Raw genomic sequence first — 13,433 nt, 5'->3', positions numbered from 1 at the left:
CGTCTTGCTGCGATCTCCGTAGGTAGAGGCGATGTCTGCCAGTTATGGCCGAGCCGGGGGTGTACAGGTGCCATTTCGCGGGCTATGGAAACAACGGATTCCCTGGATAGCTGGCGGGATAGGAGTCGTGGCACTCGTCGCCTGGTCCCCTTTCGTCCTGGACGCAGTGGCACCTGCCGGGATGGACTGGAAAAGGTTGAGCGAAGTTAGTCAGGCCTACGGAGCAGTGGCCGTACTCTTCTCCGCAGCGGCTTTCTTTGGCGCAATGGTCTCGATCTGGCACCAGGCTAAGCAGACTCGTATCATGCATGAAGAGATCCGATCATCCATGCATAAAGAGCTTATACTCCGAGCCTTGGATGACGAGACGCTCATGTATTGCTGGGAACCACCGCCCGAGCCCTTAACGTATCTAGAGGCACGGCAACACACATTTTGCAATTTGATCTATCGACTTTGGCTCACGGACTACTTGGTCGGCCGCGTGACTCTTGAAGCCACTCGGATCACATTGGAGGTGCACTTCAAAGGCGAGGTGGCGCGCCGCCATTGGCGAATTTACGGACAGGGTTGGAATAATTGGGCCAAGGCTAGTCTGAATAGGCGAGAGCAGGAATTCATCTCACTCACTCAGTATGTGTATGAGAGGGCTGTAACTGCAGGGCCACCAGTTGCGGCAAACTCCTACTTCGAACCACCTCAAGTCTGACGGCTCGCTTTGCAGGTTCGTCTGGGTCAGGGCGCGATCCGGCCTCGTTCGCGCGAGTTCAACGTCGTTCAGACGCTGTGAGCACTGCTGCATGCTGAACGACTACTTCCCGGAACTCAGCCTGTCGTCCCCGTCCACGTTGACGTGCGGAGCTATGGCCGGCTCGCGGTTAGACGAGCGGTGAACGGTGGCGTCCGTCGGTGCACTGGACAACGACCAGGACAACGAACGGCTTTGAGTGGATACCCTACCTCTGCATTTGTTCGTCGTATCGATCGAAGCGCACCTTCGGTGGGAATGCAGTCTCGGACAGATCGTACAGGCTTCTACAGTCAGACGTTCTGCGGAGTCCACCCTGCCGGCCGCCGTGCGGTCGGTCTCCCGAATCAGCTTGTTGACCTATTGCGGCCCACCTCAAGGCGCAGGAAGCGGAGCGGGAGGCGGCCGGTAAGGGATGGGGTGAAAATGGTCTGGTGTTCCCGGACGAGTACGGCCACAGCCCGTCACACCGTCGGGATTGGGCTGAGTGGAAGGCTCTTCTAGCGGAGGCGACAGTCCGGGACGGGCGTCTGCACGACGCACGCCACACGGCCGCCACAGTCCTGCTCATCCTCGGTGCCCCCGAGCGTGCCGTCATGGGCCTTATGGGGTGGTCAACCACGGCCATGGCTGCGAGGTATCAGCACATGGTGGATGCCGTACGGACAGACATCGCGCGACAGGTGGACGGCTTGCTTTGGATGTCTGTCGACGATCGGCAACATGAGTGATCGGGCTCGGGGCGGTCGCTTTGCGGCCGTCCTACTGGAGGCCATGAGGGTCGCGTAGGTTATGCGCTCGTGGATGCAGCCGTAGCCGGATTGGTCGGTGCACTCGGTGGTGCCGTGCTGGGCGCCGGGGGAGCCTGGGGAGCGGCAGTGGTTGCCTTTCGGGCCGCGAGGTATCAAGCGGACAGACAGGCCGACTCGCAACATCAGCAATGGCTCAGACAAGTCCGCCGCGAGACATACAGTGCGTTCCTGGAATCCGCCAACGTGTGCCTGGGAGGTTCGAGGCCGCGCGTGCGCCCCTCAATCTGGAGGCGCCAGCGGAGATCACGGATTTAGCAGCCGAACTCGCTCAACACTTCACGGACCTCTTCGAGCGTGACTTTTGGATCTGGGGTGAGCCCCGGGATGGGAGAACAGCCCCGCCCTTCCCCCTGATACGGCCACACATCGAGAAGGTAGAGCGAGTTCAAGATCTGATGGGTGAAATCCAGCGGCGATGTCGTGAGTCCCTGACGAGTAGGCAGTGAACTGACATTGCGCGGCCAGTGGGATGCGCCTCGGGCTAGGCCACCGGTCGCTGCTAGGGCGCGTATCGAGTCGTGATCACCGGGCGGTCTGGACGAGGCCCGCGTCGAGCGAGACGGTCTAGCGGACCGGGCCCTGCCACGGAGGCACATCCCGCGCATTGCTCACGATTCGATTTGCGGCCTAGGTGCGACTCGGTGGACAGGCAATCCCAACCATGGAAACCCACAGCTATGGGATGCTGACTCTCAGCAATGATCGCGGGAGGGGTCATCATGACCGATGTGCTGATCAGGCGGGGGATCTCGGGGCTTCCGAGCATTCCCCGCCAGGGCGACCGGGGGAACTACCCATACGAGGCAATCACCGTGGCCAAGGTCCTTCGGGCTGCCGGGGTGACCGTTGATTTCGAGGATGCCAAGCCGGAGCGGGATTACCACACACACGACTCGGCCGACATCTGGTTGCCCGTCATCGAGTTCGCCACTGATGTGGGCAAGGACCTGGTCGTCGCAGCAGTGACTGCGATGATCACCCGCTACATCGTGAAGCGACAAGACGGGGCCGACCCACCAGCCCCCGAGGAGGTCACGCCTCCGTCCTGAAGGCGATTGAGGAGCTCGACTGGCGTGGAGGGAACGAGCGTGGTCAGCTCTCAGAGGACTGAGCAGAATCTGCACGAGAGCTGCGTCGACAATCTGGGAAGTGTGCGGACAGCTCAACATCCCGACGCAGCAGCGAAAGCGACCTTGCTCGGGCTGCGTAGCCAGCTCCAGGAGGTCATGGATCGCTCAGAGTTCCGCGATCCAGCCCTCTTCGAGTCAGCCCATGAACTCGTGGATGAGGTCGGATCGCTTCTCCGTCGTCACTACTCCGAATCTTGTGTATTGCCCTACCGCGACGGCGCCTACTACCGGGAGTGCCCGGTGGATCTCGCCCATCTGCGGGTGGGCCTGAGCCCTGAGATCCGAGTGCTGGAGTCCGAGTGTTCGATCTGCAACCTCGACCCGGAGGACTGCGATCACGTGCCCGGTGAGATGTACGACGGCCGAGAGTGCGTGAGCGTCATCACTAGGGCCGAGGCAATGGCTGTGGCCATCGTGGCCAACCCGCGGCAGCTGGTCACCAGGTTCACCAGCATCCCGGCGGGGACGACGGCGGAACTCAGCGCCGTCTTGGGCCCGCAGTTCCGCCCCGGCGTACAGCTCAAATGCGACCGATGCTTGTCCGGCTGCGCCGGGCTCGACCGGGCGTCAAGTGAGACGGAGATCGAGACGGAGGCCTAGAAGGGCGGCGCCCGTGGAGGGCGCCGCCCTTTCATTTTGCCTGGTCAGGCAGACAGAGGCCGTGGCGGGATTCGAACCCACGTAACTCGCTTTGCAGGCGAGCCCCTGAACCACTCGGGCACACGGCCGGGGCGAGGAGGAACTGCTCGGCACACGGCCGTGTTCCAACTCGGTGTACTGACCGTAGGCCGGTGGGGGAACGGTGCTCAAGGGCATCGGGTGTGCCGCAACGGGACTGCCATACGGCGTTCACAGAGCGGGTGCCGGGCCAGGGTCGTACGACCAAGGTCGGGGTGGTTGGCCGTCTCGAGACAGGGGTCAACGGGCCCTGTGGACCTTACGCTGGCGGGCATGACCGTCCCCAAGCCGAGTGACCCAGAGGTCGTAGACGCCGCCAAAGCCCCCTCGGTCGCCGAGGTGGAGGAGACCGTGCTGGGGCGGGCCTACCGGGCGTTGAGCGTCGGGATCGTCTCCGTCGTGCTGCTCATCGCCTTCGAGGCGACGGCCGTGGGGACGGCGATGCCGGTCGCGGCGCGGGAGCTGGACGGGGTGTCGCTCTACGCGTTCGCGTTCTCCGGGTACTTCACGACGAGTCTGTTCGGGATGGTGCTCGCCGGGCAGTGGTCCGACCGGCGTGGGCCCCTCGGGCCGCTGGCCGTCGGCATCTCCTCCTTCGGGGCCGGGCTGCTGCTGTCGGGGACGGCCGGGGTGATGTGGCTGTTCATCCTGGGGCGGGCCGTGCAGGGGCTCGGCGGCGGGCTGGTGATCGTCGCGCTGTACGTCGTCGTCGGGCGGGCCTATCCGCAGCGGCTGCGGCCGGCGATCATGGCGGCGTTCGCGGCGAGCTGGGTCGTACCGTCGATCGTCGGCCCGCTCGCCGCCGGCACGGTGACGGAACAGCTGGGCTGGCGCTGGGTGTTCGTCGGGATTCCGGTGCTCGTCGTCTTCCCGCTGGCGCTCGCGCTGCCGCAGATACGGCGCCGGGCCGGCGGTCCGATCGGGGAGGCGGTCCCGACGTCCTTCGACCGTCGGCGTATTCGTCTCGCCCTGGCCATCTCCCTCGGCGCGGGGCTGCTCCAGTACGCCGCCCAGGACCTGCGACCCCTCTCGCTCCTGCCCGGTGCCGTGGGGGTGGCCCTGCTGGTGCCCGCCGTGCTCGGGCTGTTGCCGAAGGGCACCTACCGGGCCGCCCGCGGGCTGCCGTCGGTCGTGCTGCTGCGCGGCGTGGCCGCGGGGTCCTTCATCGCCGCGGAGTCCTTCGTGCCGCTGATGCTCGTGACCCAGCGCGGGCTCAGTCCGACCCTGGCCGGATTCTCGCTCGCCGCGGGCGGCGGGACGTGGGCGCTGGGCTCGTGGGTGCAGTCGCGGTCGCGCTTCGAGCCGTACCGGGAGCGGTTGACGACCGTCGGGATGCTGCTGGTGACGGCGGCCATCGCCACGGCACCGAGTGTGCTGATCGACTCCGTGCCCGTCTGGACCCTGGCCGTCGCATGGGCCTTCGGCTGCCTCGGTATGGGGCTCGTCATCTCCTCCACGAGCGTGCTCCTGCTCCAGCTCTCCGCCCCGTCGGAAGCCGGCTCCAACTCCGCCGCCCTGCAGATATCCGACGGCCTCTCCAACGTCGTCCTCCTGTCCGCCGGGGGAGCCGCCTTCGCCGCCCTCGGCGGTGGCACGGTGAGCCACACGGCCGCACACGCCTCCGGTTCTCATCCCGCCGCCTTCGCCGCGGTGTTCCTGCCGATGGCGGCGGTGGCGCTCGTGGGGGCATGGGTGACGACCCGCTTGCGGGAGCTGTGACGTCGGTCCCACCCGTGGGTGGTCCGGGCTTGTCCGCGCGTTGACAGACTCGGGCCGCCGGTAGGGTGGCCCGGTTGTCATACGTAGCCGAGCCCCTCGCTTGGACGAGCCGCCCGACCCCTTACGGAGACCGTGACTACCACCGCCGGCACCAGCTCTGCCTCGCACCACCTGTCCCCGGCGTTCCCCGGCCGCGCCCCCTGGGGTACCGCCAGCAAGCTGCGCGCCTGGCAGCAGGGCGCGATGGAGAAGTACATCCAGGAGCAGCCGCGGGACTTCCTTGCGGTCGCCACCCCCGGCGCCGGCAAGACGACCTTCGCGCTGACGCTGGCGTCCTGGATGCTGCACCACCACGTCGTCCAGCAGGTCACCGTCGTCGCGCCCACCGAGCATTTGAAGAAGCAGTGGGCGGAGGCGGCCGCGCGGATCGGCATCAAGCTGGATCCCGAGTACAGCGCGGGGCCGCTCGGCAGGGAGTACCACGGGGTCGCCGTGACGTACGCCGGTGTCGGTGTGCGGCCCATGCTGCACCGCAACCGGGTCGAACAGCGCAAGACCCTCGTCATTCTCGATGAGATCCACCACGCCGGTGACAGCAAGTCGTGGGGAGAGGCCTGCCTGGAGGCCTTCGAGCCCGCCACCCGCCGGCTCGCCCTGACCGGTACGCCCTTCCGGTCCGACACCAACCCCATTCCCTTCGTGACGTACGAAGAGGGGAACGACGGAATCCGGCGGTCCGCCGCCGACTACACCTACGGCTACGGCAACGCCCTCGCCGACAACGTCGTGCGCCCCGTCATCTTCCTCTCCTACAGCGGCAACATGCGCTGGCGCACCAAGGCCGGTGACGAGATCGCGGCGCGGCTGGGCGAGCCGATGACCAAGGACGCCATCAGCCAGGCCTGGCGTACCGCCCTCGATCCGCGCGGCGAGTGGATGCCCTCCGTGCTGCGCGCCGCCGACCAGCGGCTGACCGAGGTGCGAAAGGCCATCCCCGACGCGGGCGCGCTCGTCATCGCGGCGGACCAGGACTCCGCCCGCGCCTACGCCAAGCTGATCCGTGAGATCACCGGCAGCAAGGCGACCCTCGTGCTGTCCGACGACACCGGCGCGTCCAAGAACATCGACGAGTTCAGCGCCAGTAACGACCGCTGGATGGTCGCGGTGCGCATGGTGTCCGAGGGTGTGGACGTGCCGCGGCTCGCGGTCGGCGTGTACGCCACGACCATCTCGACGCCCCTCTTCTTCGCCCAGGCCGTGGGCCGTTTCGTGCGCTCCCGGCGCCGCGGCGAGACGGCCTCCGTGTTCCTGCCGACCGTGCCCGACCTGCTCTCCTTCGCCAACGAGATGGAGCGCGAGCGCGACCACGTCCTCGACAAGCCCAAGAAGCAGGGGGAAGAGGACCCCTACGCCGAGTCCGAGAAGGAGATGGACGAGGCGAACAGGGAGCAGGACGAGGACACCGGCGAGCAGGAGCAGTTCTCCTTCGAGGCACTGGAGTCCGAGGCCGTCTTCGACCGGGTCATGTACAACGGCGCCGAGTTCGGCATGCAGGCCCACCCGGGCAGCGAGGAGGAGCAGGACTACCTCGGGATCCCGGGGCTGCTCGAGCCCGACCAGGTCCAGCTGCTGCTCCAGAAGCGGCAGGCCCGGCAGATCGCGCACAGCCGCAAGAAGCCGGACGAGGAGGCCGACCTGCTCGAAATGCCCGCCGAGCGGCGGCCGGTGGTCTCCCACAAGGAGATGATGGAGCTGCGGCGGCAGCTCAACGGGCTGGTCGGCGCGTACGTCCACCAGAGCGGCAAGCCGCACGGTGTGATCCACACCGAGCTGCGGCGCGTGTGCGGGGGGCCTCCGGCGGCGGAGGCGACGGCGGGGCAGCTGCGGCAGCGGATCGCCAAGGTGCAGGAGTGGGCGACCCGGATGAAGTGACGCCTTCACCGCCCTCACCGCCCTCACCGGCATCGCCACGCCAGGTTCCGGATGTGCGGGTGTCGTGTGTGCTCGGTGGGGCGACGCGAGGCTCCTGATGCGCGTATGAGGGCAAAGGGAGCCAGTTGCCCCTGGGCTGTGCCCGGATTCTGGACGGAGCCTTCCGCTCAGCGAACCGGCTTCGCTACTGTCCCGCTACGCATACGCCCCGTGGCAGCGCCGCCGCGGAGCGCAGCCGTGAAGCGACGCGGTCCGGACAGGCCGGGCCGCCGGCCGATCGGCGGCCTCTGAAGCGCGTTGCCGACGGGACTCGGTGACGCACCAGCCGCCAGGGGGCCGCCGACCTCACCACTAAGGAGTGGGCGTCGTGACCGCGGAGACCTCCCAGACGCTCGACAGAGGACTGCGGGTCCTCAAGCTGCTCGCCGACACGGACCACGGGCTGACCGTGACCGAGCTCTCCGTTCGGCTGGGCGTGAACCGGACCGTGGTGTACCGGTTGCTCGCCACACTGGAACAGCACGCACTCATACGCCGTGACCTGGGCGGACGTGCCCGCGTCGGGCTCGGCGTGCTCGGTCTGGGGCGGCAGGTCCATCCGCTGGTCCGGGAGGCCGCGATGCCGGCGCTGCGGTCGCTGGCCGAGGACATCGGCGCCACGGCGCACCTGACCCTGGTCGACGGGGCGGACGCGCTCGCCGTGGCCGTGGTGGAGCCGACCTGGACCGACTATCACGTCGCCTACCGCGCCGGGTTCCGGCATCCCCTGGACCGGGGCGCCGCCGGCAAGGCGATCCTCGCGGCCCGGCAGCACCCGATGACGGACCCTGGCTACACGCTCACGCACGGGGAGCTGGAGGCGGGCGCCTGCGGGGCGGCGGCGCCGCTGCTGGGCGTGACGGGCGTCGAGGGCAGTGTGGGCGTGGTGATGCTGGCGGATGTGGTGCCGGAGCGGGTGGGGGAGCGGGTCGTCGAGGCGGCACGGGAGGTCGCGGAGGCGCTGCGCTGACCTCCGCCATGTCTCCCGAGCGTCCCCGGCCAAGGTCCGGGCGACCTGATCCGGGACGGATCCCACCCCCGAGTTAGATTGATCCCGTGTTCTCTCGTCTCACGCGCCCCCGGGCCATCGCCGTCTGTGCCCTGCCCGTCGCCGCCCTGTTCGCCACGGCGGTGTTCGCGCCCCTGCCGTTCTCGGTGGCGCAGCCGGGGATGACCGCGAACGTGCTCGGGGAGAACAAGGGCGCCGAGGTGATCACCATCTCGGGCGCACCGGCCCGGGACACCCGCGGGCAACTGCGTATGACGACCATCGAGGCGACCTCCCCGGACACCCGCGTCTCGCTCCCCGACGTCATCGACAGCTGGTTCCGCACCGACCAGGCGGTCATGCCGCGCGACGCCGTCTATCCGAACGGTGACAGCGTCAAGGAGATCGAGCGGCACAACGAGGAGCAGATGAAGGAGTCCCAGGACGCGGCGACGCAGGCCGCGCTGGGCTACCTCGGCCTGAACGCCAAGGACGTCAAGGTGAGCCTGAAGCTCGCCGACGTGGGCGGGCCCAGCGCGGGGCTGCTCTTCTCCCTGGGGATCATCGACAAGCTCGACGGCGACGGCAGCGGCGGGGACCTCACGGGGGGCCGTGTCATCGCCGGTACGGGCACGATCGCCGCTGACGGCACGATCGGTGCGGTGGGGGGCGTCGCCCTCAAGACGCAGGCGGCGAAGCGGGACGGCGCGACCGTGTTCCTCGTCCCGAAGGCGGAGTGCGGGGATGCGCGGGCCGAGCTGCCGAAGGGCCTTCGGCTGATTCCGGTGACCACGCTGAAGAGCACGGTGAGTTCCCTGGTGGCCCTGGAGACGGGGAAGGGGTCCGTGCCCAGCTGTTAATGGGCCGTGGCAGGGCCCGGTGTCCGGGTGGCGAGCCGCAGCCCGACCTCCACGAGGGTCCAGCCGAGACGGGCCCGCAGGGGGTGACCTTGCCTGCCTCTGACGGGCCTCGGAGCCCGGGCCTCGGCTCGGAGCTCGGCGGCACGGGCGTGGTGCAGGGCGAGGTGGATGTCCGGGTGCATCTCAGTCCGTCCTGATCGGGAAGGCGTGGGTGTGAAAGCGGACCTGCTCGGCGTCAGGGGCGTCCTCTGTGGGCGTGCGGTCGCGGTAGGACTCGACCAGCGCGTGCATCTTCTCGACGAGCTCTCGCGTGAGTTCGGGTGTCAGTCGCAGCGTGGCGCTGCTCATGTCCCAGGCGTCGCTCCACTCCTCGGGCCATGAGTCACGGTTGCCCAGCCATGTCGACAGCTCCCGGGTCTGCGTGGTGGCGACCTCGTGGAGGTACAGGTCCGCAGCTCCGCGTACGGCCGGATCCGAGTCGCTGAGCAGGGCGTCGTCGAAGTGCAGGCCGTGGTGGACTGCCTGCCACCATCGCTCGCGCCCCTTGCCCCGCTCGGGGGCGTCCTCGACGAAGCCGTACTCCGCTAGTTGGCGCAGGTGGTAGCTGGTGGCACCGCTGGATTCGCCCAGTTTCCCGGCCAGTTGGGAGGCCGTGGCCGGGCCGCCGAAGCGCAGGGCGTCCAGCAACTGCATGCGCAGGGGGTGTGCGAGTCCGCGCAAGGAACGGGCGTCGAGTTGCCGCACCTGAGGGTTCTGGGGTTCGGGCATGATGCAAAGCTATCCTTGCAAAGAAGTACTTGCAAGGGTTTCTTTGCAACTCTTGGTCACCCCTCCCTGACGAACCCCTCCCCCACCATCCAGTCCAACGCCACCTGATGCGGATCCTCCCCGTCCACATCCACCTTCGCGTTCAGATCCTGCGCCACCGAGTTGTTCAGCCGCGCCGTCACCGGGTTCAGGACCTCCGCGATCGCCGGCCACTCCTTCAGCGACTTCGCGTTGATCATCGGCGCCGCGTTGTAGTTGGGGAAGAACTTCCTGTCGTCGTCCATCACGGCAAGGTTCATGGACTTGATGCGCCCGTCCGTGGTGTACACCTCCCCGTACGGGCAACTCCCCTTCTCCGTCTGCGTGTAGATGATCCCCGTGTCCATCTGCGTGACGTTCCGCGCCGGCACGTTCATCCCGTACGCCTTCTGCATGCCCGGCAGCCCGTCCGCCCGGTTCGCGAACTCCACCTCCACGCAGAGCTTCACGGCGTCGGGGTCGGCCTTCGACAGCTTCGCCACGTCCGACATCGACTTCGTGCCGTACTTCTTCGCGTTCTGCTGGTTCATCGCCAGCGCGTACGTGTTGTCGAGCTTCGACGGCGGCAACCAGACCAGCCCGTTCTTCGCGTCCTCCTTCTCCACCGCCTCCCACTGCTGCTGCGGATCGGTGATCGGCTTGCTGTGCCCGAGGTACGTGATCCAGGCCGTGCCCGTGTACTCGTACCCGGCGTCCGCCTCGCCCTTGCGGACCGCCTCGCGGCTGCCGATGGAGCCCTGGATGCCGGTGCGGTCGACCACCTCCGCGCCGGCCGCCTCGAACGCGATGCCCATGATCGAGCCGAGGATCAGCTGCTCGGTGAACGACTTCGACGTCACCGTCAGCTGCGCCCCCTTCAGCGGCTCACCCCGGCCGATCGAGCCCGGATTCACGTCGTCGGTCATGGGAGAGCCGCTGGTCAGGCCGCACCCCGCGACCAACAGGACGGCAACCGGCAGGCACACCCGCCTCATGACTGCAACCCCCGCGGCCGCAGCACCAACTCCGCGATCGACGCCAGCCAGTCCACCAGCAGCGCCAGCGCGACCGTGAGGATCGAGCCCAGCACCAGCACCGGCATCCGCTGGTTGGTGATGCCGGTCGTGATCAGTACGCCGAGGCCGCCGCCCCCGCCGAAGACCGCCAGGGTCGCCGTACCGACGTTCAGGACCAGGGCCGTACGGACCCCCGCGAGGATCAGCGGGACGGCCAGCGGCAGTTCGACCCGGCGCAGCACGCCCAGCGGGGACATGCCGATGCCGCGAGCCGCCTCCAGCAGGGTCGGGTCGTTCGCCTTGAGGCCGGTGATCGTGTTCGACAGCACGGGCAGGATGGCGTAGATGATCATGCCGATCAGGGCGGCCCTGCGGCCGATGCCCAGCCAGATGACGAGGAGCGCCAGCAGGCCGATCGCCGGGGTCGCCTGGCCCATGTTGGCGAACGCCATCGCCACCGGCGTGGCCCTGCTGAACGCCCGGCGGGTCAGCAGGATGCCCAGCGGGATCGCGATGATCAGCACGAAGAACGTGGAGATCACGGTCAGCTGGATGTGCTGCCACAGGGCCTTCGAGACCTGGCCGCCCGACAGGGCGTTCCGGGAGAGCGCGTCCAGGTCGGCCTGCTGGAACCAGAGATAGGTGGTGAGCAGCAAGGCCACCAGGGCGGCGGGCAGGACGGTCAGCTTCTGCCAGTTGATGCGCGAGGGCCGGGGAGCCGATGGCTTCCGGAACTCCTCGGCCTGCTCCTCGGCCTGCTCATCGGCCGCCGGATCGGACGGAACGTCCGTCACCTCGGGCGCGGTCACGCCTTCCGCTCCCCGCCGAAGCCGCCCACGCCCGCGACGCCGCCGCCCTCCTGCTCCGCGTGCGTCTGCGAGGCCCGCAGCGACTCCAGCTCGTGCTGGTGCTCCACCGCGTCGAGCCGGTCGGCCTCCAGCAGCTCGTGCACGGAGTTGATGAGGGTCTCCATGTCGACGACGCCCGTGTACTCGCCGCGCCGCCCGGTCACCGCCACCCGCCCCGCGTTGTCCGTGAGCACCGCCTCCAGCGCGTCCCGCAGGGTCGCGTCCCGGGTGACCGTGTCGTGCACCAGCGTCCCGGCCCGGGCCAGCGAACCCCGGGCCCGCATCAGGTCGCCGCGCCGCAGCCACTTGTAGGGGCGGCCCCGCCGGTCGAGCAGCAGGACCTCGTTGGTGCCGCCGGCCCGCAGCCGGTTGAAGATCTGCTGCAACGGGTCGTCGATCGTGACGGTCGGATAGTCGGTGACCTCCACATCCCGTACGCGGGTCAGGTTCAGCCGCTTCAGCGCCGCCCCGGCGCCCACGAAACCGGACACGAAGTCGTCCGCCGGGTTGGTGAGGATGGCCTCCGGGGTGTCGAACTGCGCGATATGGGACCGCTCGCGCAGGACGGCGATCCGGTCGCCGATCTTGATCGCCTCGTCGAAGTCGTGGGTGACGAAGACGATCGTCTTGTGGAGCTCGTGCTGCAGCCGGATCAGCTCGTCCTGGAGATGGTCACGGGTGATCGGGTCCACCGCCCCGAACGGCTCGTCCATCAGCAGCACCGGGGGATCGGCGGCGAGGGCCCGTGCCACTCCCACGCGCTGCTGCTGACCGCCCGACAGCTGGCGCGGGTAGCGGCCGTGGAACTCGCCGGGGTCGAGGCCCACCAGGTCGAGGAGTTCCTCGGTCCGCTCCTTGATCCGGTTCTTCGGCCAGCCGATCATCTTCGGCACGAGGGCGATGTTCTGCGCGACCGTCATGTGCGGGAAGAGGCCGGCCGACTGGATGGCGTAGCCGACCTTGCGGCGCAGCTTGACCGGGTCCATGTCGGTGACGTCCTCACCGTTGATGCGGATCCGGCCGCCGGTCGGCTCGATCAACCTGTTGATCATCTTGAGCGTGGTCGACTTACCGCAGCCCGAGGGGCCGACGAAGATGACGACCTCGCCCGCCTTGATCTCCATGCTCACGTTGTCCACGGCCGGCTGCGCACTGCCGGGGAACCGCTTGGTCAGGCTCTCCAGCTCGATGGAGGCCCCGTGGTCGCCGGACTCAGGCACGGATCCCCCTGGGAATGGTCAGCCGTCCGATCAGGACGTACGCGGCGTCGAACAGCAGCGCCAGGACGATGATGCCGAGCGTGCCCGCGAGGACCTGGTTGAGCGCGTTCGCGCTGCCCAGTGAGGCGAGGCCGCGGAAGATGACGTTGCCGAGGCCGGGGCCGGAGGCGTACGCCGCGATAGCCGCGATGCCCATCAGCATCTGGGTGGAGACCCGGATCCCGGTCAGGATCGGCGGCCAGGCCAGCGGCAGCTCGATCCGCAGCAGCCGGGCCGGCCGGGACATGCCGATGCCGTTGGCCGCGTCCACCAGCGACGGGTCGACCCCGCGCAGGCCGACGATCGCGTTGCGGACGACCGGCAGCAGCCCGTACAGCGTCAGGGCGATCACCGTGGGCGGCACGCCGAGACCCACGATCGGGATGAGCAGACCGATCAGGGCCAGCGCCGGGACGGTCAGGATGGTGGCGGTGGTCGTGGTCGCGAGGTTCCCGGCCCACTCGCTGCTGTAGGAGACGACGCCGATCAGCACTCCGATCAGGGTCGCCACGACCATGCACTGGAAGACGACGCTCGCGTGCTGGTAGGCGTCCGTGAGCAGCTGCTCTTTCCGGTTGCCCAGATACTCCAAGAAGTTCACACGCGCTCACCCCACGA

At 68.2% G+C, this 13,433-nt stretch carries 13 protein-coding genes, 1 tRNA gene and 1 pseudogene; 8 read left to right on the top strand and 7 right to left on the bottom strand.

Annotated elements, in window-relative coordinates:
* Positions 1 to 31: 31 nt before the first annotated feature.
* From AC07DF_RS37685 to AC07DF_RS37670, 4 genes and pseudogenes are all read left to right on the top strand, one after another.
* Complete coding sequence (locus AC07DF_RS37685) at positions 32 to 709, top strand: DUF6082 family protein (RefSeq protein WP_478981427.1); 678 nt, start codon at positions 32 to 34, stop codon at positions 707 to 709.
* Positions 710 to 1,066: 357 nt separating this feature from the next.
* Positions 1,067 to 1,479, top strand: a pseudogene (locus tag AC07DF_RS37680) (tyrosine-type recombinase/integrase); the annotation flags it as partial.
* Positions 1,480 to 2,279: 800 nt separating this feature from the next.
* A complete protein-coding gene (locus tag AC07DF_RS37675) occupies positions 2,280 to 2,609 on the top strand; it encodes a hypothetical protein (RefSeq protein WP_478981425.1) in 330 nt (109 codons plus the stop codon).
* 24 nt (positions 2,610 to 2,633) lie between these two features.
* Entirely contained in the window at positions 2,634 to 3,290 is a 657-nt protein-coding gene (locus tag AC07DF_RS37670) for a hypothetical protein (protein WP_478981423.1), read from the top strand.
* Positions 3,291 to 3,346: 56 nt separating this feature from the next.
* Here the strand turns inward: AC07DF_RS37670 and AC07DF_RS37665 are convergent.
* A tRNA-Cys gene (locus AC07DF_RS37665) sits at positions 3,347 to 3,418 on the bottom strand.
* 223 nt (positions 3,419 to 3,641) lie between these two features.
* On the opposite strand from AC07DF_RS37665, the gene AC07DF_RS37660 reads away from it, so the two are divergent.
* From AC07DF_RS37660 to AC07DF_RS37645, 4 genes are all read left to right on the top strand, one after another.
* A complete protein-coding gene (locus AC07DF_RS37660) occupies positions 3,642 to 5,087 on the top strand; it encodes an MFS transporter (RefSeq protein WP_478981421.1) in 1,446 nt (481 codons plus the stop codon).
* A 132-nt stretch (positions 5,088 to 5,219) separates the two neighbouring features.
* Positions 5,220 to 7,019, top strand: a complete 1,800-nt coding sequence (locus AC07DF_RS37655) for a DEAD/DEAH box helicase (RefSeq protein ID WP_478981419.1) — start codon at positions 5,220 to 5,222, stop codon at positions 7,017 to 7,019.
* Between the two features lie 367 nt (positions 7,020 to 7,386).
* Entirely contained in the window at positions 7,387 to 8,028 is a 642-nt protein-coding gene (locus tag AC07DF_RS37650; protein ID WP_189723962.1) for an IclR family transcriptional regulator, read from the top strand.
* An 86-nt stretch (positions 8,029 to 8,114) separates the two neighbouring features.
* Positions 8,115 to 8,906: a S16 family serine protease gene (locus AC07DF_RS37645; protein ID WP_478981416.1), complete on the top strand. Its 792-nt coding sequence runs from the start codon at positions 8,115 to 8,117 to the stop codon at positions 8,904 to 8,906.
* Here AC07DF_RS37645 and AC07DF_RS37640 read toward each other — a convergent pair.
* Genes AC07DF_RS37640 through AC07DF_RS37615 form a run of 6 tightly spaced genes read right to left on the bottom strand, consistent with a single transcriptional unit; the run spans position 8,903 to position 13,416 of the window.
* Positions 8,903 to 9,088 (bottom strand): hypothetical protein, encoded by a 186-nt coding sequence (locus tag AC07DF_RS37640; protein ID WP_478981414.1) that lies wholly within the window; start codon positions 9,086 to 9,088, stop codon positions 8,903 to 8,905. The genes AC07DF_RS37645 and AC07DF_RS37640 overlap by 4 nt on opposite strands.
* 1 nt (position 9,089) lies before the next feature.
* The gene (locus AC07DF_RS37635) at positions 9,090 to 9,674 is read right to left on the bottom strand and encodes an ArsR/SmtB family transcription factor (protein ID WP_478981412.1); all 585 of its coding nucleotides are present in this window, start codon (positions 9,672 to 9,674) and stop codon (positions 9,090 to 9,092) included.
* A gap of 56 nt (positions 9,675 to 9,730) precedes the next feature.
* On the bottom strand, positions 9,731 to 10,687 hold the full coding sequence (locus tag AC07DF_RS37630) for a glycine betaine ABC transporter substrate-binding protein (RefSeq protein WP_478981410.1): 957 nt from the start codon (positions 10,685 to 10,687) through the stop codon (positions 9,731 to 9,733).
* A complete protein-coding gene (locus tag AC07DF_RS37625) occupies positions 10,684 to 11,517 on the bottom strand; it encodes an ABC transporter permease (RefSeq protein ID WP_478981408.1) in 834 nt (277 codons plus the stop codon). Before AC07DF_RS37625 ends, AC07DF_RS37630 begins: the two co-directional genes overlap by 4 nt.
* The gene (locus tag AC07DF_RS37620) at positions 11,514 to 12,776 is read right to left on the bottom strand and encodes a betaine/proline/choline family ABC transporter ATP-binding protein (protein ID WP_478981406.1); all 1,263 of its coding nucleotides are present in this window, start codon (positions 12,774 to 12,776) and stop codon (positions 11,514 to 11,516) included. Before AC07DF_RS37620 ends, AC07DF_RS37625 begins: the two co-directional genes overlap by 4 nt.
* Positions 12,769 to 13,416: an ABC transporter permease gene (locus AC07DF_RS37615; RefSeq protein ID WP_478981404.1), complete on the bottom strand. Its 648-nt coding sequence runs from the start codon at positions 13,414 to 13,416 to the stop codon at positions 12,769 to 12,771. The genes AC07DF_RS37620 and AC07DF_RS37615 overlap by 8 nt, the downstream gene beginning before the upstream one ends.
* Positions 13,417 to 13,433 lie beyond the last annotated feature (17 nt).

The organism is Streptomyces sp. NPDC044719, from assembly GCF_056433405.1.
The sequence above is the reverse complement of the archived record's forward strand: the minus strand, read 5'-3'. Positions and strand labels throughout refer to the sequence as shown.